Here is a 20,803-nt window from a genome sequence, read left to right as displayed (position 1 = left end):
CCATGATGTTCCGTAGTATAGTGTTTATCACCAGTTTTCTGGCTTCATTTTTCGTTGACGCTCAGGTTGAAACGCTCAACCAGAAGGCATCCGGCTACCGGGGCATCTGGTATTTTATCGGCGACACCAAAAACGAGTATGTCTACAAATACAGTGGCGGTTTAGGAACGTATCCGGCCAATCACTATCCATTCTCGGTTTACGCCCCGGCGGTCGGGCGGACGTTTTTCTGTTATGGGGGCGTCACCGACTCCAGTTCCCGCGCGTTGTGTCATATGGTCGGGTTCTTCGATCACAAAACCGGGATGGTGTCGCGCCCCACGCTGGTGCTGAACAAAAAAACTGATGACGCACACGACAATCCGGTGATTCAGTTGGATCGTCAGGGGTATATCTGGCTCTTTTCCACCTCGCACGGGACTGAACGTCCGTCGTTTATTCACCGGAGCCGGAAACCGTATGACATCAGCGCCTTCGACCGCATGGAAGCCACGCGCCGGGATGAAACCGGGCAAACCGTTCCGTTCAACAACTTCTCTTACCTGCAAACGTATTACCAACCCGGCAGCGGTTTTTTCAACCTGATGACCCATTACGACCGGGGCGTTTTACCCTACGGTGCCAACAAACCCCGCCGAACGATTTCCTACATCACCAGCCCGGATGGCATTACCTGGTCGGCCTGGCAGGATATTGCGAGCATCGAGGAGGGCCATTACCAAAGCAGCGGGCAACGCGGCAGCAAGATTGGCAGTGCGTTTAATTACCACCCTAACACCAAAGTCGGTGCCGGACTCGATTACCGCACCAATGTCTATTACGTCGAAACCGACGATTTTGGCAAAAGCTGGCATACCGCCGACGGAAAACCGGTTCAGTTGCCCCTCAAAGACACCCTCAACGCAGCCCTGGTGAAAGATTACCGGAAGTTGGGCCGGAATGTGTACATCAGCGATGTCAACTACGATGCCACCAACCGACCGATCATTCTGTATGTCAGCAGCAAAGGCCCGGAACCGGGACCCCAAAACGGCCCGTATGAATGGCAGGTGGCTCACTGGACCGGCAAGCAATGGGCAATCCAGGCCGTGGCGCAATCGGATCACAACTACGATATGGCATCGCTGGTGGTGGAAGGCAATGCGTGGCGCATCATCGGCTCCTTCGAAGCCGGGCCGCAGCCGTTTGGCACGGGCGGTGAACTCTCCATCCTGGAAAGCCGGAATGCCGGAAAATCCTGGAAAACCGTGAAAGCCGTTACGCAGAACAGCGTTCGAAACCATGCCTATCCCCGTCGCCCCGTGGTGGCCCATCCCGGTTTTTACGCCTTCTGGGCCGATGGCAACGCCCGAAAACCGTCGGCTTCTTTTCTCTATTTCTGCAACCGGGAAGGGCAGGTGTTTCAATTACCGGCTGAAATGAAAGGGGAAATGGAAAAACCGGTGCCGATGGGAAGAGATTAATTTTAAATGTAAAATATTGAACGCCAAATGTAAAAGTTGAAGCTGGGATGATTTTCTCACTTTTACATTTGGCGTTCAACATTTGATATTTTACATTCCTTTTATTTAGCGATTAAAACCGCTTTTGTCAGCCGACGGTCGCCGGTGGTTAGCGTCAGGTTATAACGTCCGACCGGCAGGTGAAGCACCGGCCAGGTAACCGTATGCCGTCCGCTGGTAAAAGGCCGTTCGGATAAGGTAACTACTTCCTGCCCCGCCAAATTGGTCAACACCAGCCGCCCCGTAAACGCCCCGGCCACATCGATTTGAGCCGTTAGCTGATCGCGGGTGGGATTCGGCAAAACCGTCAGTTGCGTCGCCGGAACCGGGTCGTTCAGGGCCGTAATGACTTCCGTCACTTCGACCTGCTTCAAAATCCACCCATTCGGATCAATTTGAATTTCAGTCGGTTGTCCTTTCACGGTAAGCTCGAACGTCTGGTCGGCGCTGGTGTTCACGACGGTGATCAGGGTATCGCCCACCGAGGTTCTCACCAAAACCGGGACTGGCATCGTGAAAAAAGCCGGGTTGGCCGTGCCGGTGGTTTGCTCCAGCCGCAGGTTCACCCGGTATTGATTGGCTTGCCCCGCCAGGGCTCCGCTGCTCCATTTCACGCGGTAGGTCGGGTAATTCTCGCCGTAAATCCACTGCTTAAAAAAATAGTCGAGCGGTTTTCCGTAGACCTGCGACGCAATGGCGGCAAAATCCTCGGTGGTAGCGGCTTTGTAGGCAAACTCCGAAGCGGCATATTTCTGCAAAATCTCCCGAAACTTCTGATCGCCCACGATGCCCCGCAGCATGTGCAGGACGGTCGCGCCTTTGTAATACGTCCGGTTAGAATCAAAGATGTTGTTCACATTCGCCAGATCCTGCACAAACAGTGTCCCGCGCGCCCGACGGGCCAGCAGCATATACGAATTCATGTAGGAACGAAGCGCGGGAGTTCCCCCGACGGATTCCCGGTACAGCACTTCCGCGTAGGACGCAAACCCTTCATTGAGCCAGATGTGTTCCCAGGTTTTGCAGGTAATTTTGTTACCAAACCACTGATGAGCCAGTTCATGGGCAATCAGATCGGTGTTGAAGGCCCCCATCGAACTGATGGTCTGGTGCTCCATTCCTCCACCCCAGCCGAATTGCGCGTGGCCGTATTTCTCTTTGAGAAACGGATATGGTCCAAAGTAATTCGTAAACACCGCCAGCATGGCCGTGGTCTGATCCAGCGTCTTTCGCACGTTTTCGGTCAGGGCTTCGGGGTAAAGGTAGTGCGTCACCGGCATCGAATCCGTGGGCGATGAGCGGAACGTCTGTTCGTAGAGCGCGTAATTCGACATGGCTACCGAAATCAGGTAGTTGGCAATCGGATAGCGGTTTCGCCAGCGGTACGTACGCGTGCTGTCGGCGTTGTCGATGACCCGTTCCAGTCGACCGTTCGAAACCGAAACAAATTGCTTCGGAGCGGTAATCCAGACATCCGACGAATCGGCTTTGTCGGCGGGTGAATCTTTACAGGGAAACCAGTCACGGGCACCATACGGCTCACTCAGACTCCAGATAGCGGGTTGATTTTGAGAGCCATGCGTACCAAACGTAAAGCTTCCTAAACCCGTTGCGCCCGGTTTTCCCTGGTAATAAACCGTTACGGTTAGCGCCTGACCCTTGCCCAGTGGCTGGGTGGGCGTAATGGAAAGCTGGTTGTTTTCCTGCGAAAACGCGAGTTTCTGCGTGCCGGTTTTCACCGAATCTGCCTTCATTTCATTGGCCAGATCCAGGAAAAACCGGTTGAGGTTATCGCCCGCGCTGGTGAGTCTGATCGTGGCAGCCCCGCGCAGGTAATTGGGCGTGTAGGTGATGTTCAGGTCGAGTTTGTAATAGGTCACGTCGATGGTCGCATCGCCGGGGTACTGAATGCGCGCCGACCGGCTGGATTTTGCCAGCGACCCGAAATAGTTCAGGCGCGTATGCTGGCAGGTAGCAACGCCATTGTCGGGTAATTGGGCGGATGCGGTGAGGCAAAATAAAAACAGGCTCAGCGCGTGAACCTGCTTCCGGATCATTATTTCAGCGAAATGTGTCTTCATACTAGTTTTCTTCATCCAGAATATCCCCCGGCAACGCCTTGGGTTCGGCTTTCAGTTGGTCGTATTGCTGTGTCAATTCGGTCAGTTTGCGCTGTTCTGCTTCGGGTAATTCGAGCTGCCAGCCCATCGTTTCGGCCAACTGGTACATCATAAACTGAATCTGGTTGTTGGCAATCCGGGGTAAATCGCTCTCCATCGCGCGGTCGAGCATCGTTTGTTTGGATTCGTCGAGCAGCCGGGTGTAATCCTCGCTCCGGAAGTGATTCAGATAGCCCGGATCGATGTCGTAAAATTTATAGTCGGTATCGATGGACAGCACCTGCGGTTCGGGAAACGATTCGATGATGAGCTTTTTCTCGCCCGACTCCGGCTGCCGAAACCGGATCTTCGCAAAGTCAAATCCAACCAGCACTTTGGCCTTCGCAATGATTAACGCTTTTTTGGGGTCATTGATGAAATACAGAAACTTTTTATCGTCCTGATAACTCAGAATTTCCGTAAAATACCCTTCGGCCATCACCACCTTAAAGACTTTCTCGATCCGGTCCAGCAAAATCGTGGACTCCTTGCGAACGTCGGTGATCGGATTCGCCTTTTTTTTGCGCCACCAGTTGGAGATCGCAACACCGCCAAAACCGCCCAACAGCAGCGTAATGAGAATGAATAACGTATTCGAAGACTCCATAGAAGAGTTGGATAGTTGACGAAAGGTACAGACTTTTGCAGTTCTACCAAACAGGGCCTGCTTTCCTTTAAGACGCTAAAAAAGGGAATTGGTTTCTACTCCATGACGAATAAATTATTGATTGTCGTTGCCGGCCCCACCGCCGTTGGAAAAACCAGCCTGTGCGTCCGGTTGGCGAAGGTGTTGCAAACCGACGTCGTCTCGGCGGATTCGCGGCAGTTGTACCAGGAACTTACCATCGGAACTGCCAAACCAACCACCGGGGAAATGCAGGGCGTCCGGCATCATTTCGTTGATTCCCACAGCATTCTGAATCCGGTGAGTGCCGGGCAATACGAGCGGGAAGCCCTGGCGGTGCTGGATGAACTGTTTCAGACAAAGGACGTCGTGATTTTGTCGGGCGGGACGGGGCTGTACATCAACGCGGTCTGCTTTGGCCTTGATGATGTTCCGCAAGCCGATCCGGCCCTGCGTGCCGAACTCATGAACCGGCTCGAAACTGAAGGACTGGAGCCATTAAGGGAACAACTCCGGCTGCTGGACCCAACGTATGCCGAAACCGCTGATCTGCAAAATTCGCAGCGCGTGATCCGGGCGCTGGAGGTCTGCCTGAGTTCAGGAAAACCGTATTCGTCTTTTCGAAAACAGGAAGTTACGGGTCCGTTGTCGCCCCGCCCGTTTCAAATGGTCTTCATCGCCCTGGATCGTCCGCGGGCGGAACTTTACGACCGCATCGACCGCCGGATGGATGCCATGCTTGCCAGCGGTTTAATCGAAGAAGTACGCTCCCTCCTGCCCTACCGGCATTCCACCGCTTTGCAAACCGTTGGTTATAAGGAAGTTTTCGGGTATTTGGATGGAGATTATGATATGACCGAACTGGTGCGTCTGCTGAAACGCAACTCCCGGCGCTATGCCAAACGCCAGTTGACGTGGTTCCGCCATCAGGGAAATTATCAGTGGTTTGGAGCGGAGGAGGAAGAAGAAATCTTGAAGGTTATTGAATATCGAATAATGAATATTGAATGACGAATAGCGAAGCAGGAAAAGAGAATCGAAAGCCCCTATTTCGATATTCGTTATTCAATATTCATTATTCGATATTGCTCAAACTATCACTGCGCTTTCCGCTCATTTTCCCGGTACGCCAGAATGCCGCCGATCAGGTTGCGGACGTTGGAAAAACCGTTCTGCTCCAGGAATTGCTGCGCGCGACCGCTGCGGGCTCCCGACCGGCAGTAAATAATGACTTCTTCGTCTTGCAGATCTTCCAGGTCATCGATCTGGCTGGGAAGACTGCCGAGTGGATACAGCTCTCCCCCCAGATTATCTTCGTCAAATTCGTATTCTTCGCGAACGTCGATCAGGTTGATTTTCTCGCCTTTGTCTAACCGTTCCTTGAGTTCCTGTGCGGTAATGTCCATGTCAATCGTGTTTTGTCATTTATCAGAAAGGCAAAAGTAGGGTTACTTTCGGATAATTAATTTCTGAACCACGGTCTTTTTACCGTCTGACAGCCGAACCAAGTAAAAACCGTCCGCTAACTGACTGACGTTTAACTGATTTTGTCCAACCGCCGGACGGGCATCGACCAACAGCCGACCGTTCAGATCGAGAATTTCAATCTGCCGAATCGCCGGATTCTTCCAGATCAAAATACCGGAACTGGGATTCGGAAACACCAGCAGTTGGGCTGCAGCTTCCGCGTCATCCTCAATTCCGGTGATGGGAGCATCTTTTCCGGTTCCCATCACGGGCCGGATCATTGGCACTCCGCCCGGATTGTTGGGGTCCCAGGACGAACCCCGGCCTTCAAAAACCTGATTGCCGAACGGGCTGTTTTTATCGAAACCGATGGCTACAATATAGTCTTCACTCACCTGCGTCCAGCCGACGTAAAAGGTGTCGGTAACGGCCACGCCATACTCGAGCGGAATTTCAACGAAACCGCTCCTGGAATTGGCGTAACTGATGACGGCAGCCTTCTGATACAGCACCCGACCCGGTCTTCCCCGGTCATCGGCATACAGGCTAAAAACCGCTACCTGCCCGGTCAGGTTCGTTTTCACCGGTGCGAAACAGATCTGAAGGGCCGACACCGCATCCGGTTTGTTCAGCAAAAACCGCATGGCCACCCGCCCTTGCCGTTGCGTATTCTGAATCGCGGCTTCGGCGGTACCGTCGTCGTAGGCATAGTAGTTATCCAAAACCGTTACCGACGCGATCGTGTCGTTTCGGCGGAGGTTGACGCCGGGAATCGTATCGGTGGTCTGAACCGCAAACTGGGTTTGCAACCACGCTTTTTCGGCCGTAAAACCGGCGGGCAGTGGTTGCGGTTTCATGGTTTTGGGCTGCGAACTCAGCGACGCAATTCCTTCTGAGGGAGACTGGTACTGCTGAAAAACCGTACCGCTTAGCTGGTCTTTCACAACCGCGCGGTACGTTGTGAAGTTGAAGTTGTTGAACAGATTGACTATGTCCGTTCGGATCGTATCGGCGGTTTCACCCACGGGGTTCAGCCGGTATTGCTTCATCGGCATGGCCGAATACCGTTTCAAAAACGACGAAACCGGTTGCCGGGTCGCAATGTCTTTGATATACAGATTGGTAGCCGACCGGCCTTTGTCCATATAAATGTAGTCGAGATGCCAGCTATCGAACGCGCCCGACGTCCGGCCAAAGGCCTCAAACCGGAACTGAAAGGATGCATGCAGAAACCGGGCCTGGTTGACGGCGACGAACGATTGCGTAAAATTATTGTTGGCCGTATCCCCTTCCTGTTTCCAGACGGTTTCCCAGGTTCCGGCATTGTTCAGAAACTGGAGCCGCAGCGAATCCTCGGCATCGGGCAGTTCGCCCAGCCCTTTGCGCTGCCAGTAAAAACTCAGGAAAATGGCATCCGCTGCCGACATTCCTGCCAGATTGATCGGGTTAGCCGTGAGCGTATCGGTTGGCCCATTCGCGTCCTGATCCAGAAAATCGTAGGGCGTTCCATTGGCTTTCAGTCCGTCAAACGTGGCAACGTTCAGCGAAGGATGGTTGATGGGGAGCGTGTTGTTGATGTAGACGTTGCTGGGTTGCCACAAAACCGCGTTAGGCCGGTCGACCGCCGTTGCAAAATCGTCGAAAAAGGGCAGTTTCAGCGCCTGAATCCGGGCTCCGGCGGTTGCCGGTTTAGGGAGTGTCAGTTCGTTCGGAAAGGATTCCATCGGGACAACCCGAATCTGCGCAGAAGCGGTCGGCAGCCAGACAAAAGCCGCGAGAACCAGACTATAGAGAACCGTCGGGCTACATGCATGACTAACCAACCGTAACCAGCCGGCAACAGCCGATGGATGACAAAAAACCCGTCTGTTGCTTGCTATAGGGTGCTTCATTCTTCCTGCGTATCATCATTTTCGACCGGACCAACCACCCAGAGGTCAATCACATCGCCCACGCGAATGGTCGCCCCGGGTCGGGCAGCCGGGTTTTGCCGGACCACCGTGCCGACTTCTTTTTCAGGATCTTCTACAGGAAGAATCGTGCCAACCTGCAAATTAGAACCCCGGATCAGCATTTCGGCTTCGTCGCGTGGTTTACCTACAACGTCCGGAACGGCAAACATAGTATTGCCCAGGCCGTCGCCCACCACAATGTCGATTTTTGATCCTTTGGCAATCCGCGTACCCGGCAGGATTTCCTTTCCTTCGTAGAGTTGCTGCAAAACCGTACCCTGCGCCAAATCGGGAACGTATTTCAGTTTACCCATCTGTAACCCGTTGCTGGACAGCGCATATTGCGCGCTGACGTACGTCTGATCCACGAGCTTGGGCATGGGAATCATGGGCGGATTTTCGGTCGTGATGGTAATGTAGATTTTGCGCCCTTCTTTGACTTTGAAACCGGGTTTGGGATACTGCGAAACCACCGTCAGCGGCTCGGCACCGGCCACGTAGGCAGAATCCTCCACTTCAAACCGCAGGTCGTGGTCGCTTAAAAAATCCTCCAGTTCCGACGTATTCATCCGGCTCAGATCCGGAACCGTGATCGTCTGACCGTGGTGGGTGGTAAACGGGAGATACAGGAAGAAAAAGCCTAAAAACAGAACGGCTACCAATCCCAGCATAATACCCGCGTGGGTAAGCAGGTCGGTCGTCGAACGGGTGCTGATTTTCGTCATGAAATCAAGGTATGAACGCTGGGTTAAACCACAATATTAGCGGTTTGCCGGGCGGTTATTGATACAGGCCCAGCATTTTTTTTATGTATTTCCCTACCACATCGAACTCCAGATTGACCACATCGCCCACCTTGAGGTCGCGAAAGGTCGTGTGCTCGTAGGTGTAGGGAATGATGGCGACCCGAAACGAATCCGGTCCCGAATTAAAAACGGTCAAACTCACACCATTGATACAAATCGAGCCTTTTTCAACGGTAATATTGTTCTCTTTGGGGTCGTTGGCCGTCAGGCGGTATTGAAAATCGAACAGCCAGCTTCCGTTCTGGTCGGCAATGCCGGTAACAACCCCCGTCTGGTCGACGTGGCCCTGAACAATGTGGCCGTCGAACCGGCCGTTGGCAGGCATACAACGCTCCAGATTGACCCGGTCGCCGGTTTTGACCTGACCGAGATTGGTTTTCTTTAGCGTTTCTTCCACCGCCGTAACGGTATACGCCTTACCATTCACCGATGTCACCGTCAGGCAAACGCCGTTGTGGCTCAAACTCTGGTCAACTTTTAATTCGGGGGCAATTCGGGATTGCAGATGGAAGGTGAGGTTGGTCCCCTCGGCGGTGATGTCGGTCACCTCGCCGGTCGCTTCAATGATTCCGGTGAACATAGTACGCTTAATCTTGGATAATGCCGTCAATACGACTAACAGGATGTAGAGGAGAAGAATTCCTTTTCAGATAGCGGTGTCAAAGTCGGCGGGGTCGTCATATTCATTGGAAAGCACCAGCAGGAAAGCACCGCTCGTCAGCTCCTCAATCTGATGCCAGTCTCCCGGCTCCAGGAGCAGGCATTTCCGGGGATCATCCAGCACAAAATCCGTTGATTGCGCCCCGCTCCGGGCCTGCATCCGGCAGCTCCCATTCAGGCACAGAATGGCGTGCCAGGCCCGGTGATACCGCTGTCCGATCCGCAGCGTTTCTTCGGTTTCGTAGATGTAAAAAACGCGTTTGATCGATCCCGGCATAATTTTTTCAATCACGGTCAGATTTCCGGAATCGGATTCAAACGTATCTAAAACTAAAAGTTGAGCCATACTTTGCCTTTACCCGCGTCAATTGGGCGGTAAACTACTGAGAAATTTGGCAAAAATTTAACAAAACAAGCCTTTTGAGCAAAACCACAAAAGTACCCGTCCTGCGCGGTATTTTCCGGTCCGGGCGACCTGTTTTTGCACAAAAATGACACCAACCGGCACACGAAGCCGGAAAACGAATGCAATTATCCTGCAAAAACCCGTTCTGAATCTGTAATTTCACGGCTCAAAACCATCCTGTTATGCCTCGGAATCGTTTTTTGCTGGTGGGTCTGTTTCTGATTGTGCTGGCGATCATCTACTATTCTTTTTTCGACTCCGGGAATACCGATACCCCGGCGGTGACCAACCCGGAATCCTATCGTCTGGAAGTGCTCCAGAAGCGGAAAGACAAAGAAGAATTCTTCCGAACGAGCAGCGAGTCGCCATTTACCGATAAAACCAAATTCAAAAGTCTGGTCTATTTCAACCCCGATCCGGCCTACCGCGTTGCGGCCCGACTGGAGCCTTTTGCCGACAAAAAGAAGCTGGTGGTTCCCCTGACCGACGGCAGCGAGGAAGTCTACGAGAAATACGCCCATGCGGTTTTTACGATCGACGACGAGTTGTGCCGTTTGCTGGTGCTCAAACACGAGAACACGCTGTCGGTTCTCTTCAAAGACCAGACGAGTGGCAAGGAAACCTACGGCGGGGGACGCTACCTGGATTTCAGCCCCGACGACGTGAAGGAGAACCGCCTGGTGATCGATTTCAACGAAGCCTACAATCCCTATTGCGCTTATAACCACGAGTATGCCTGTCCACTGCCGCCAGCCGAAAACAGCCTTCCGGTTGCGGTTCGGGCGGGGGAGAAATATGTTGAAAAATGAGCCTTTCCTGCGGAGTTTTCACTGTTTTAGGCTAACACTATATAAATTCCAGGCGTCTTTTCGGGCGGTTTCAATCTCGTGGGCTAACAACGGATCGGTCAGGACTTGCGCCCGAGTTTGAATTTTTTTTAAAAGCTGCTTATTTCTGTAATATTTATTTCCAAAAGTGTTGTAATCGTACATTTTGGGCAATACATCATCATTTAACGGGAGTATATGCTCACGATGCATCTTATCCAAAAAAGTTGTAAAAAACGTCTCGGCAACAGCGGTTTTTGCCTCGTCTCTCCATAGCCGTTGAATCGTTAATTCAAACGTCCGGCGATTTTTCAGGAGCGTGTTGTAAGCAGCATTCAATAGTTTCCGCTGCTCATCCAGATTTCGGAGTGCCGATTGGCCCGTAAAGGCACCATCGGAATACCCACGGAATATTTTCGCAGTATTATACACCTCATTTAAATACGCATTGATCTGACTGGTTAAATCCATGATCAAAAATGCCTTCTGGTCTTCAGGTGTCAGAGTCTTATCATTCCACCCACCAATTGGCGGAGTATATTCGCTCGCAGCCAGGGTGAACGTAATCGAGTCGCCCACCAGCCCGACTTCCATATCATCCAGCACCCGCCACTTGAGCTGGTGATCACGGCCCGGTTTAACGACGGTAAGTCCCTGTATCGACTTTAGCTCCGTCTTTCCGATGCCATCCCAGCAGGATGCGCGGATTTTGTAGGCTTGGTTGGGTGCTCCTCCCACCAGATCATACGAGATCAGAATGGTATCTCCCGATGCGGAAGCCCGGATCTGTTCGATGCGCTGGGCATATACCGGCGTCATCATTACTAGATAAATCCCTCCCCAAATCAGCTTTTTCATACCGATCAATAAATAGATTAACAGTTTACCAGTCAGGAATTTATAATTTCCTATCGAAGAAAACACATCGTATCTACAAGTTGCCCAGCTTTTTATTGACCGGTATGAAGATACTACTTCTGGTGATTCGACAGTGCTTACTGCTGGTACTAGTTGGGGGTCAATCCGGTTTCGCCCAGACTCCGGAATTTAAAGCAACCAGCCCGCCCTTTCGGTTTAACATCCGAAAAACCGGACCCCGCTCCCCCGTGCATTCGACCGCGATCAGCACCACCAGTCCCCCATACCATTTCGATATCCAACCGCTCTCGAACCGGCGGCTGGGCCCCAACAGCCATGTTCTGCTGGTTGCCAATGAGAAATACGACGACAAGCGGTTTCGGAATCTGCCCGACGCCACCTTTGATGCGGCAGAAATCGGCAAAATCCTAAAAGACCGGTTTGGGTTTCGGACGGACCTGCTTCCGAATGCGACTCGTCGCCAACTTGAAATCAAACTACAGGAACTGAACAAACGAAACTGGCAATCGAACGAACAATTGCTGATCTACATCTCGGGGCATGGTGAACAGGACAACGGGCAAGGGTATCTGATCATGAAGGATTCCGACAAAGATGATCAAAACAACTATTTTCCAATGGCTTATCTAAAAAGCCTGGTAGACCGGCACAAGTGCAAGCATATCCTGCTGATACTGGATACCTGCTACGGAGGAGCCATCAGCCACACTTCGCGGTCAGGCGGAGATGGTCCACTGAAGCCAACCGCCTGCGAGGAATGGCGCAAAGACCTGAACGCTTATTTTTCCTGCGTCATAAAGGACCAGACCCGGCTGTACCTGTCGTCCGGTAGTCTGGACGTTGTGCGGGGTGGACGGAAAGGGGAGCATTCGCCGTTTGCAAAAAGTTTGCTGCAAAAGTTATCCGAAACCACTGGAAGTACGACTAAAACCGTATCCGTTTCTGAACTGATACCGCATCTCACAAAAGACAATCCGCAGTTGACGTTTACCAGCGAAGCCGAGGGCGGCTTTCTTTTCGTAGCGTACTAAAACCGACCAGAACCGCAATTTTCACCGTCTCTTATGAAAGCACTCTACCATTTACTAGTCTGTTTCGGCTTGCTAACCGGACTCACCACCTGTAAAAACGGGGATGATGATTCCGATTCTGCCGAACCGCTGGCCGCTATTGAAACCGCCATTCCAAACGGTTTGATTCCGGGTTCGGCCCTGACACTGAAAGGGCGAAACTTTCTGAGCGTCACGTCGGTCAAACTCGCCAATACGACGGTTCCGGCCAGCGACTTCATCCGCACGGCTCCCGACGAGTTATCTTTCAAGGTACCGATGGGCACAACTGCCGGCAAAATCTGCATAGTCAACCAGAACGGGCAGGGCGAATGGAAGGACATGGCCCTGATCACCAGCGGAGTATTAACAGCCGACAATGTTGGTGTAAACGTCAGCAGCCCGGTGCAGGGTTACTACAGTGATGCCTGTTCTCCGCAGTGGTTTATGTACTGTCTCAATGGCGCCTGTCTGGTCTATCGCCGTCAGACACGCGCCGTGCCCGTTGGTGCCCCTGCCGGGGCAACCTGTGAAAAATATTATTCTGTCGAGCAGATTTCGGGTTCCAGCTATGAGGTGTACCCAAACGACAGGGTGACGCTGAAATTCGAGTTGAAAAAAAACAGTCAGGAGTACACGGGGATGGTTATCATGATTATGAACGGAACGACCTACCTGGGTAATATGGTAAAAAAGAGCAGTGGCGGCAGTCTCATCGGGTATTCGATTATAGACGGTCAGACGCTCAAACTTTGCAACCCTTACCCAAATCCACCCGCTGGATTTTACGGACAACCCTCACAGCTTTGTGCCGAGTTCAAACCCTGTACCAATTGCCAGTGACAACCAGAAGCGCCCGTGAAAATTCTCTTCGTTTTCGGTATAGGTTTACTGGTGATTACGAGCGGTTTTGCACAGCAAAGCCGCCAACAATGGCTCGATTCGCTATACGCTGAACCTTTCCAGAATCCAACGGTATCGGCGGTTCTGTTACCCCAGGGCTTTGTGGAACTCAACAATACAGCCGCGCTTCAGACCACAAACCGGCTTTTCAACGGTGAATCCCGGCCTGAAAAGCTCAACGCGCGGGCCAGCACCTTCAGCGACCTGTTTCAGGTCACCTACGGTATTTCTAAATCGGGCCGGTTTAACCTGGGTCTCGACCTGCTCTACAACCGGTTTCGGGTAGACCTTGACCCGGCTTCTTCGCCCTGGAAAGTGTTCGGTAGCGACTCGGCCCTGTCGCAAGCCGGTTCCTTCAACACCCTCGGAGCGCGGTTTCGGTGGAAGCCCAAAGGCATTCCGGATGCGCGCCAGTTTGTGGTGCAGGGGTTTCTTTACCAACCGATTTACAAACCGCGCGAAAGCCAGACGAGCTTCCGGCTCCAGGCGGTGACGGTTTTCGACCTGGGTCCGTACCTTTACCTTTACGCCCAGGCTGGTATTGGTTATGCTCTCCCCAACAGCCGCATTTCCGGATCGTTATCCCTGCCAGTCACCGCAGTGTTGCAATACCAGCTAAAGCCCACCATTGGCCTGCTGGGTGTGATGACCCACGCAATGTCGTTTGGTAAAACCGGCGAAGCATCCACCCGGCTCACCGCCTTCGGCACCCAGCTCGGGGGCGGTTTGCAAGTCCAGCCTTCGCTGCGAATCGGCGTCAACGTTTTTTATACCCGGTATCTGCTGGGAAAAAATTCCGGTGTTTTCGACACGCTTACACTGGGAATCCGCTCTATTATGTAGAAACGTTCAGAACAAAAAACGTCAACCGATGAAAAAAACGCCTGATTTTCAGACCATTCCAAAGATAATGGTTCTGCTGAGTCTGCTGGCAGGAAGTGTTTCAGCACAGATCCAGCCCGACAGTGCAACGCAGTTCGTTGTTGTAAAAGGAACCGTCGATTCGAGCTACCGCCCGCGGGCCGGGGTGCTGATATCAGCCCGGCGATCCGGCAAGAACACCCGGACGGATGGGGCGGGCAAATTTGAATTGCTGATTTTGCGCACAGACACACTGACGTTTACCTACTCCGGTATGCCGGTGCGCTCCTACGCCTTTTTCCAGTTGACCGGTGATGTGGCCCTTTCGTTTGATCTGGTGACCGCTGAGGGGCAGCAAGTCGCCATTGAAAATGACAAGGGCGATGCCCAAACCGTCGATAAAAACGCGCTCCCGATGTTCCCCTGGCCCGTTCCGCAACCTTCCGCCCGGTATGTCCTTGAAGACCGGTATTTCGCAACCGCCCGCACGCTCTCGCAGGTCGACAAGCAGCTTTCGTCTGCCCTGCAAAAAAGCCACTATCCGGGTTCTTCCTATTACCTGATTCCCAACGGCTTCGCGATGGTTAACCAGATTGAGCAGATTGAGCCGGATGGAGCACCAAAAGCCGATCCGGCCGAACGCTGGTCGCTGCAGGTGCAGCCCCTCCGGAAGTTTGATCTTGGTAATTACCTGCGTCTTCTCTTTACGTCGGCAACCGGCCATTTCCGGGTAGTGGTTTTTCTGGTAACCAACGAAATGACTCCGCCCAGCTCCCTGGAACCGGACTTGCCCACCGCGAAGGCCTGGCTCAACCGGGGAGGAGATTATCTGCCGGAGGCAATCGGCAAGCAACCCTACGGAAGCGGGTATCACGTCACGGCACTGATTTATGAATTTCAGAAGCCCGAAAATGGCCAGGCCCGTCCGGTCGATCCAAGCAAGAACTCCGGTCAAATACACCTGACAAAATCTAATTTTATACCCAATTTAAGCCGGTAACTTTTATGGAAAACGATCGAATTGCTAAATCAGATGCTCAAAAGAATCTGGCGGTTACATGGGTGGTTGCTACCGCAGTTTTAATACTACTTTTTTTCATTCAAACCCTGGTGGGGAACAAATATCCGGGCCAGAGCGACGAAGCCTGGGACTGGCTGATTCCACAGGTATTTCCCACCCTGACGCTGATGTTTGGCGTGATGGTTGCCCGGGCCCAATCGGCTAAACGCCGTGACATCGTCGTTCGTCGGTCTTATTACCGCTTGACACTGGCAGTCGTTATTTTCTACTTTATCATTCTCTTTGGCGTGGTTTTTACCGCACCCCTCGATTTTACCTTTAACGAAACACCCGCCCTGGAGCACTTAAAGCGATCCACCAAAATCGTGAGTGTGGTGCAGGGCTGCGCCACGATCACTCTGAGTATTTTCTTCGTCAGTGAGGCCCCTGCCCGGTAGATTGTCGGACCGGTTCTGCAAACGCAAGCCCTGTTCTTCTCAGCCAAGGGGCTGGATTGCGAACCCTGAAATATAAAATCACTCCCCTTAAATATACCAGCAACTAACCACGAATTCCTATCTTTGAGATTCCATTTGAATCGGTCCGCTTCGAGCGGTTTTTTTTCCAGTTGCTGTATGAAGATTTCCTATAACTGGCTCAATCAACTGATTAGCCTGAGTGAAAGCCCCGAAAACGTCGGTAAAATCCTGACCGATACGGGTTTAGAAGTGGAAGGTATCGAGAAAATAGAGTCTGTTCCGGGCGGTTTGGAAGGAGTCGTGATCGGTGAGGTGCTGACCTGCGAAAAACACCCCGAAGCCGATAAACTGAGTCTGACGACGGTTGATGCCGGTCAGGGAGCACCCTTGCACATTGTCTGCGGGGCTCCCAACGTGCGGGCCGGTCAGAAAGTGGTGGTTGCCTTGGTGGGTGCCACCCTCCACCCGGTCAGTGGCGACCCGTTTACGATCAAAAAAGCGAAGATTCGGGGGGCCGCTTCCGAAGGCATGATTTGTGCGGAAGACGAAATCGGGCTGGGCGTCTCCCACGCCGGGGTGATGGTGCTGGATACCGACCTGCCAAACGGAACACCCGCTGTCCGTTATTTTGGCCTGGAAGCCGACTACCAGATTGAAATTGGACTGACGCCCAACCGCGCCGACGCAGCCTCGCACCTCGGTGTGGCCCGCGACCTGAAAGCCGTGTTGCAGCGGCCGGTTCAGTGGCCGTCGGTCGATGCGTTCAAAATTGACAACCAGCATCTGCCGATTTCTGTTACGGTCGAGAGTCCGGAAGGCGCTCCCCGCTACGCCGGGTTGACCATCGACGGTCTGACCGTTGGCGAGTCGCCCGACTGGCTGAAGCTGCGGCTGCGGGCCATTGGCCTGAACCCGATCAACAACATTGTCGATGTAACCAATTACGTCTGTCATGAACTGGGTCAGCCACTGCATGCCTTTGACGCCGACCAGATTACCGGCAATCAGGTCATTGTCAAAACCGTGGCTGAAGGCACGCCGTTTGTGACGCTCGACGGGGTTGAACGGAAGCTGGCGGCCAACGACCTGATGATTTGCAACGCCAGCGAACCGATGTGTATTGCCGGTGTATTTGGCGGTCAGCAATCAGGCGTGAAAGCGCAGACGACCCGGATTTTTCTGGAATCGGCCTATTTCAGTCCGGCCTGGATTCGGAAAACTTCGCAATTCCATGGCCTGAAAACCGATGCGTCGTTCCGCTTCGAACGCGGCACAGACCCGAACATGCCGGTTTTTGCGCTCAAACGGGCCGCTTTGCTCATTCAGGAAGTGGCCGGCGGAACCGTCAGTTCAGAAATCATCGACCTCTATCCTACCCCGGTGTCGGACCGCACTGTGGCGATTCGCTACAAGAACGTTGACCGGCTCATCGGCATACAGATCGACCGGGTCGAAATCAAGCGGATTCTGGAAAGTCTGGATCTTCAGATCAGTGACCAAACCGACCTGGGCTTCACGGCGCTGGTGCCGCCCTACCGCGTCGATGTGGAACGGGAAGTCGATGTAATCGAAGAAATCCTGCGGATTTACGGACTCGGCAACGTCCCGCTTTCGGACCACCTTTCCTCGGATTTCCTGTCGGAGTTTCCCGAAACCGATCCCGATCAGTTGCAGGAACGCGCCAGCCAGCTTCTGGCGGGCAACGGTTTTTACGAAACCCTGAGCAACTCGCTAACCCGCCCGGCCTACCACGAAGCCATTCGGGCGAGTTTGCCAAACGCAGATGTGCAGTTGTTGAACCCGTTGAGCGAAGAACTCTCGGTGATGCGTCAGACCTTGCTGTTTTCCGGTCTGGAAACGCTGGTATACAACATCAACCGGCGGCAGAAAGACCTGAAAATTTTTGAATTCGGCAAAGCGTACAGCCGCGATGGCGAGCGGTTTTTCGAACGGCCCCGCCTGGGAATCTGGATGGCCGGGCGTCTGCAATCCGAAAGCTGGCTCACCGGAAACCAGCGAAACAGCGAAACGGCCTTAAACTATCATGACCTTGCGGGTGTTGTACAAAAAGTCTTAACTTCGTTTCGGGTTAAAACAACTGATAACCAACCCGCTGACCCGGCTATCTTCCAGTATGGCTTGACCTTGCTGGTGAACAAAAAACCGCTGGTTTCACTGGGTTTGGTAAAGGCGGGTTTAACGAAACGGGTTGAACTGAAAAACACTCCGGTTTTCTACGCGGACTTCGACTGGCAATACCTGTTGAAGTTGTACAACGCCAAAGTGGTTTTCGAAGAAGTAGCGCGGTTTCCGGAAGTTCGGCGTGATTTGTCGCTGGTGCTGGATACCGGCATCACCTACGCGCAAATCAGTCGGCTGGCATACCAAACAGAGCGGAAACTGCTTCGGGATTTGAACGTGTTCGATGTGTACGAAGGCGAAAACCTGGAGCGGGGCAAAAAATCGTATTCGGTCAGTTTTATTCTGCAAGATTCCGGGCAGACGCTGAACGACACCGTCATTGACAAAACGATGAACCGGTTGATGGCGGCTTTTGAGCGGGAACTGGGGGCCGTGATCAGAAAATAAGTTTCGGTGGGTTGTTCCTTTTTGATTCAGAAAAGAATCCGTTCCAAGTGGTACTTTAGCCCGGAAATTTCAACGCAACCATGAGCAATACGTCGACGGTTTTATCGCAACTGGACTCCTTCGAGGACAAGGCGAATCGCCTGGTCGAACTGGTCAAAGCGGGGCGGCAACGGATTAGCGAACTGGAGCAGGAGAATAGCGCTCTGGAGCGCGAAAAGGCCAAATTGACCAATGAGGTAGCAAAACATCAAAATCAACTGAGGCAATTGGAAAAAATGGTGAATAATTCATCAAAAGAGTTTTCTAAACCAACAAATATTCCTAAGATTGTAAATAACAAACACAATGACGCAGAGACTACTGCCGAATTGAAGCAACAGCTCACGGTTTACATCGAAGAATTGGATCGTTGTATTGCCTATTTGAGTGACTTGTCATAAATCACTTGCCGGAGGGTTGAAACGCCCGATGCGTTTTTGCCACCGGATCGACAAGCTGTACGGATGGAAGAGTTATTGTCAATAAATATCCGAATTGCAGGCCGGAACTATCCGATCAGCGTTCTTCCAGAAGACGAAGAAACCGCCCGGGAAGCCGGACGTCTCGTTAATGAACGCTTTTTAGGGGAGAAAAATAAGAAAAAAAAGCGCGATGACATGGATATTCTGGCGGTAATTGCCGTCATGAATACCGTACGATGGCTAAACGCTCGCAGTGAAAAACTGGCGCTGCAAGAAAAGATAACACAACGGATAACCCGTTTAGACGAGTTAATTGACTCGACGTTAACTACTTAATTAGTGAGTAGAAAACCAAACGCGAAAACCGCCTTCTTCCCGTACTTCCAAACGCTGACTGCCTGAACAGTCGGCTTGCTTCATTTCTTCGGCACTGTAGTTGTCTGTGAAAACTATATTTTTCACACAAACGTCTACGGACATGAATAAAATTGATTTCTGGGTGATGCTCCTGTCGGATATAATCTCGATCGCAGTGGGCATCTACATTGGCAGAAGGCTTTTAGGCCGCCTGTTTGCCCAGCGTGAGAAGGACGCCGAAACCCGATCGGCAGAGATCATCAAAAACGCCGAATTGACGGCTGAAAATATCAAGAAAGACCGCATTCTCGAAGCACGGGAAAAGTACCTCAAATTGAAAGCTGAGTTTGAAGAAGACACCAACCGGAAGAAGAACATTCTGATTACCAACGAAAACAAACTCAAACAACGCGAGCAACAGCTTCAGCAACAAGCCGACCAGAGCAAACGCAAGGAAGCCGAACTCGACCAGCAGAAACAACAACTGGCCCAGCAGCAGGAAGCCATCGGTAAACGCCGGGAAGAAGCCGAACGCATGCGCCAGCAGCAGGTCGAAGCCCTGGAGAAAATTGCCAGCCTCACCGCCGAGCAGGCCCGCGAACAACTCGTGGACGCCCTGAAAGCAGAAGCCGATTCGCGCGCGTCGTCCTACATCAAAAGTGTGGTGGAAGAAGCCAAACTGACGGCCACGAAAGAAGCCAAAAAGGTGGTGATCGAAACCATCCAGCGGACGGCCACGGAGCACGCCATCGAAAACTGCGTGTCGGTGTTCAACATCGAAAGCGACGACATCAAGGGGAAAGTGATTGGCCGCGAGGGCCGAAACATCCGGGCGCTGGAAGCCGCCACGGGCGTTGAAATCATCGTTGACGACACCCCCGAAGCCATTATCATTTCCGGTTTCGACCCTGTTCGGCGCGAAATTGCCCGGTTATCACTCCACCGGCTCGTTCAGGATGGTCGGATTCACCCCGCCCGGATTGAAGAAATTGTGGCCAAAACCCGCAAGAACATCGAAGATGAGATTGTCGAGATTGGCGAACGAACGGTAATCGACCTCGGGATTCACGGGTTGCACCCCGAACTGATCAAGATGATCGGCCGGATGCGTTTCCGTTCCAGCTACGGCCAAAACCTGTTGCAGCACTCCCGCGAAGTGGCCAAACTCTGCGCCACCATGGCCGCCGAACTGGGCTTAAACGCCAAATTAGCCAAACGCGCCGGACTGTTGCACGATATTGGCAAGGTATGGCCCGAGGAAGCCGAACTGCCACACGCGGTTTTAGGAATGGAACTGGCCAAGAAATACAAGGAACACCCGGAAGTTTGCAATGCAATCGGTGCGCACCACGACGAAATCGAGATGACCACCCTGATTTCGCCCATTGTGCAGGTGTGTGATGCCGTATCAGGGTCGCGGCCGGGCGCACGGCGGGAGATGATGGAATCGTATATCCGACGGCTGAAAGAACTCGAAGAACTGGCGATGAATTTCCAGGGCGTCATCAAATGTTACGCCATTCAGGCAGGTCGCGAACTGCGGGTGATGGTGGATGCGGAGAATGTTACGGACGAAAAAGCCAACACCCTCTCGTTCGATATCTCCCAGAAAATTGAGAAGGAAATGCAGTATCCCGGTCAGATCAAAATCACGGTCATCCGGGAAATGCGGTCAGTGGCCTACGCGAAATAAGTTTACGGTTTGAGTTAACCGGGGAGAGCCCTGGAAGGGCGGTCTGTCAATAGTAAATATAGCATCCATCAGTTCGTGGTAGCTCCGGAGGAGCGGTCTAAAAACATCTTCAGGCCGCTCCTCCGGAG

20 protein-coding genes are annotated in these 20,803 nt (G+C 52.6%); 12 read left to right on the top strand and 8 right to left on the bottom strand.

The window, feature by feature from the left end:
* Positions 1–2: 2 nt before the first annotated feature.
* Entirely contained in the window at positions 3–1,463 is a 1,461-nt protein-coding gene (locus tag F0P93_RS29445) for a BNR-4 repeat-containing protein (protein WP_191908957.1), read from the top strand.
* Positions 1,464–1,564: 101 nt separating this feature from the next.
* Here F0P93_RS29445 and F0P93_RS29440 read toward each other — a convergent pair whose 3' ends face one another.
* Together F0P93_RS29440 and F0P93_RS29435 are read right to left on the bottom strand one after the other, a co-directional pair.
* Complete coding sequence (locus F0P93_RS29440; protein ID WP_225309702.1) at positions 1,565–3,583, bottom strand: M1 family metallopeptidase; 2,019 nt, start codon at positions 3,581–3,583, stop codon at positions 1,565–1,567.
* A gap of 1 nt (position 3,584) precedes the next feature.
* Positions 3,585–4,268 carry a DUF4230 domain-containing protein gene (locus tag F0P93_RS29435; protein WP_150881387.1) on the bottom strand — a complete coding sequence of 228 codons (684 nt, stop codon included), beginning with the start codon at positions 4,266–4,268 and terminating at the stop codon, positions 3,585–3,587.
* A gap of 102 nt (positions 4,269–4,370) precedes the next feature.
* On the opposite strand from F0P93_RS29435, the gene miaA reads away from it, so the two are divergent.
* Positions 4,371–5,297, top strand: coding sequence for a tRNA (adenosine(37)-N6)-dimethylallyltransferase MiaA (miaA, locus tag F0P93_RS29430; RefSeq protein WP_150881386.1), 927 nt, complete (start codon positions 4,371–4,373; stop codon positions 5,295–5,297).
* Positions 5,298–5,383: 86 nt separating this feature from the next.
* Here miaA and F0P93_RS29425 read toward each other — a convergent pair whose 3' ends face one another.
* The 5 genes from F0P93_RS29425 to F0P93_RS29405 form a co-directional block, all read right to left on the bottom strand.
* On the bottom strand, positions 5,384–5,692 hold the full coding sequence (locus F0P93_RS29425) for a rhodanese-like domain-containing protein (RefSeq protein ID WP_150881385.1): 309 nt from the start codon (positions 5,690–5,692) through the stop codon (positions 5,384–5,386).
* Between the two features lie 42 nt (positions 5,693–5,734).
* Entirely contained in the window at positions 5,735–7,576 is a 1,842-nt protein-coding gene (locus F0P93_RS29420) for a T9SS type A sorting domain-containing protein (RefSeq protein ID WP_191908956.1), read from the bottom strand.
* Between the two features lie 65 nt (positions 7,577–7,641).
* Positions 7,642–8,430 carry a PASTA domain-containing protein gene (locus F0P93_RS29415; protein ID WP_150881383.1) on the bottom strand — a complete coding sequence of 263 codons (789 nt, stop codon included), beginning with the start codon at positions 8,428–8,430 and terminating at the stop codon, positions 7,642–7,644.
* Between the two features lie 55 nt (positions 8,431–8,485).
* On the bottom strand, positions 8,486–9,091 hold the full coding sequence (locus F0P93_RS29410) for a riboflavin synthase (RefSeq protein WP_150881382.1): 606 nt from the start codon (positions 9,089–9,091) through the stop codon (positions 8,486–8,488).
* Between the two features lie 66 nt (positions 9,092–9,157).
* Complete coding sequence (locus tag F0P93_RS29405) at positions 9,158–9,517, bottom strand: sugar 3,4-ketoisomerase (RefSeq protein ID WP_150881381.1); 360 nt, start codon at positions 9,515–9,517, stop codon at positions 9,158–9,160.
* Between the two features lie 242 nt (positions 9,518–9,759).
* Between F0P93_RS29405 and F0P93_RS29400 the strand changes: the two genes are divergently transcribed.
* Complete coding sequence (locus F0P93_RS29400) at positions 9,760–10,386, top strand: DUF1684 domain-containing protein (RefSeq protein WP_150881380.1); 627 nt, start codon at positions 9,760–9,762, stop codon at positions 10,384–10,386.
* An 18-nt stretch (positions 10,387–10,404) separates the two neighbouring features.
* Here F0P93_RS29400 and F0P93_RS29395 read toward each other — a convergent pair whose 3' ends face one another.
* Entirely contained in the window at positions 10,405–11,262 is an 858-nt protein-coding gene (locus tag F0P93_RS29395; RefSeq protein WP_191908955.1) for a hypothetical protein, read from the bottom strand.
* Between the two features lie 104 nt (positions 11,263–11,366).
* On the opposite strand from F0P93_RS29395, the gene F0P93_RS29390 reads away from it, so the two are divergent.
* From F0P93_RS29390 to rny, 9 genes are all read left to right on the top strand, one after another.
* Positions 11,367–12,314 carry a caspase family protein gene (locus tag F0P93_RS29390; protein WP_191908954.1) on the top strand — a complete coding sequence of 316 codons (948 nt, stop codon included), beginning with the start codon at positions 11,367–11,369 and terminating at the stop codon, positions 12,312–12,314.
* A gap of 33 nt (positions 12,315–12,347) precedes the next feature.
* Positions 12,348–13,175 carry a hypothetical protein gene (locus F0P93_RS29385; protein WP_150881377.1) on the top strand — a complete coding sequence of 276 codons (828 nt, stop codon included), beginning with the start codon at positions 12,348–12,350 and terminating at the stop codon, positions 13,173–13,175.
* 15 nt (positions 13,176–13,190) lie between these two features.
* A complete protein-coding gene (locus tag F0P93_RS29380) occupies positions 13,191–14,078 on the top strand; it encodes a hypothetical protein (RefSeq protein WP_150881376.1) in 888 nt (295 codons plus the stop codon).
* 28 nt (positions 14,079–14,106) lie between these two features.
* Positions 14,107–15,096: a carboxypeptidase-like regulatory domain-containing protein gene (locus tag F0P93_RS29375; RefSeq protein WP_150881375.1), complete on the top strand. Its 990-nt coding sequence runs from the start codon at positions 14,107–14,109 to the stop codon at positions 15,094–15,096.
* Positions 15,097–15,101: 5 nt separating this feature from the next.
* Complete coding sequence (locus tag F0P93_RS29370; protein WP_150881374.1) at positions 15,102–15,554, top strand: hypothetical protein; 453 nt, start codon at positions 15,102–15,104, stop codon at positions 15,552–15,554.
* Between the two features lie 177 nt (positions 15,555–15,731).
* On the top strand, positions 15,732–18,164 hold the full coding sequence (gene pheT / locus F0P93_RS29365) for a phenylalanine--tRNA ligase subunit beta (protein ID WP_150881373.1): 2,433 nt from the start codon (positions 15,732–15,734) through the stop codon (positions 18,162–18,164).
* Between the two features lie 80 nt (positions 18,165–18,244).
* Positions 18,245–18,604 (top strand): hypothetical protein, encoded by a 360-nt coding sequence (locus F0P93_RS29360; protein ID WP_150881372.1) that lies wholly within the window; start codon positions 18,245–18,247, stop codon positions 18,602–18,604.
* Between the two features lie 63 nt (positions 18,605–18,667).
* Positions 18,668–18,961, top strand: coding sequence for a cell division protein ZapA (locus tag F0P93_RS29355; protein ID WP_150881371.1), 294 nt, complete (start codon positions 18,668–18,670; stop codon positions 18,959–18,961).
* 142 nt (positions 18,962–19,103) lie between these two features.
* Positions 19,104–20,675 carry a ribonuclease Y gene (rny, locus tag F0P93_RS29350; RefSeq protein ID WP_150881370.1) on the top strand — a complete coding sequence of 524 codons (1,572 nt, stop codon included), beginning with the start codon at positions 19,104–19,106 and terminating at the stop codon, positions 20,673–20,675.
* Positions 20,676–20,803: the final 128 nt, after the last annotated feature.

Source organism: Larkinella humicola, from assembly GCF_008727875.1.
GTDB lineage: Bacteria > Bacteroidota > Bacteroidia > Cytophagales > Spirosomataceae > Larkinella > Larkinella humicola.
The sequence above is the reverse complement of the archived record's forward strand: the minus strand, read 5'-3'. Positions and strand labels throughout refer to the sequence as shown.

Coding starts and splice junctions, on each gene's coding strand:
- F0P93_RS29445 (WP_191908957.1), top strand. CDS start 3: ATGATGTTCCGTAGTATAGTGTTTATCACCAGTTTTCTGGCTTCATTT.
- F0P93_RS29440 (WP_225309702.1), bottom strand. CDS start 3,583: ATGAAGACACATTTCGCTGAAATAATGATCCGGAAGCAGGTTCACGCG.
- F0P93_RS29435 (WP_150881387.1), bottom strand. CDS start 4,268: ATGGAGTCTTCGAATACGTTATTCATTCTCATTACGCTGCTGTTGGGC.
- miaA (WP_150881386.1), top strand. CDS start 4,371: ATGACGAATAAATTATTGATTGTCGTTGCCGGCCCCACCGCCGTTGGA.
- F0P93_RS29425 (WP_150881385.1), bottom strand. CDS start 5,692: ATGGACATTACCGCACAGGAACTCAAGGAACGGTTAGACAAAGGCGAG.
- F0P93_RS29415 (WP_150881383.1), bottom strand. CDS start 8,430: ATGACGAAAATCAGCACCCGTTCGACGACCGACCTGCTTACCCACGCG.
- F0P93_RS29410 (WP_150881382.1), bottom strand. CDS start 9,091: ATGTTCACCGGAATCATTGAAGCGACCGGCGAGGTGACCGACATCACC.
- F0P93_RS29405 (WP_150881381.1), bottom strand. CDS start 9,517: ATGGCTCAACTTTTAGTTTTAGATACGTTTGAATCCGATTCCGGAAAT.
- F0P93_RS29400 (WP_150881380.1), top strand. CDS start 9,760: ATGCCTCGGAATCGTTTTTTGCTGGTGGGTCTGTTTCTGATTGTGCTG.
- F0P93_RS29395 (WP_191908955.1), bottom strand. CDS start 11,262: ATGAAAAAGCTGATTTGGGGAGGGATTTATCTAGTAATGATGACGCCG.
- F0P93_RS29390 (WP_191908954.1), top strand. CDS start 11,367: ATGAAGATACTACTTCTGGTGATTCGACAGTGCTTACTGCTGGTACTA.
- F0P93_RS29385 (WP_150881377.1), top strand. CDS start 12,348: ATGAAAGCACTCTACCATTTACTAGTCTGTTTCGGCTTGCTAACCGGA.
- F0P93_RS29375 (WP_150881375.1), top strand. CDS start 14,107: ATGAAAAAAACGCCTGATTTTCAGACCATTCCAAAGATAATGGTTCTG.
- F0P93_RS29370 (WP_150881374.1), top strand. CDS start 15,102: ATGGAAAACGATCGAATTGCTAAATCAGATGCTCAAAAGAATCTGGCG.
- pheT (WP_150881373.1), top strand. CDS start 15,732: ATGAAGATTTCCTATAACTGGCTCAATCAACTGATTAGCCTGAGTGAA.
- F0P93_RS29360 (WP_150881372.1), top strand. CDS start 18,245: ATGAGCAATACGTCGACGGTTTTATCGCAACTGGACTCCTTCGAGGAC.
- F0P93_RS29355 (WP_150881371.1), top strand. CDS start 18,668: ATGGAAGAGTTATTGTCAATAAATATCCGAATTGCAGGCCGGAACTAT.
- rny (WP_150881370.1), top strand. CDS start 19,104: ATGAATAAAATTGATTTCTGGGTGATGCTCCTGTCGGATATAATCTCG.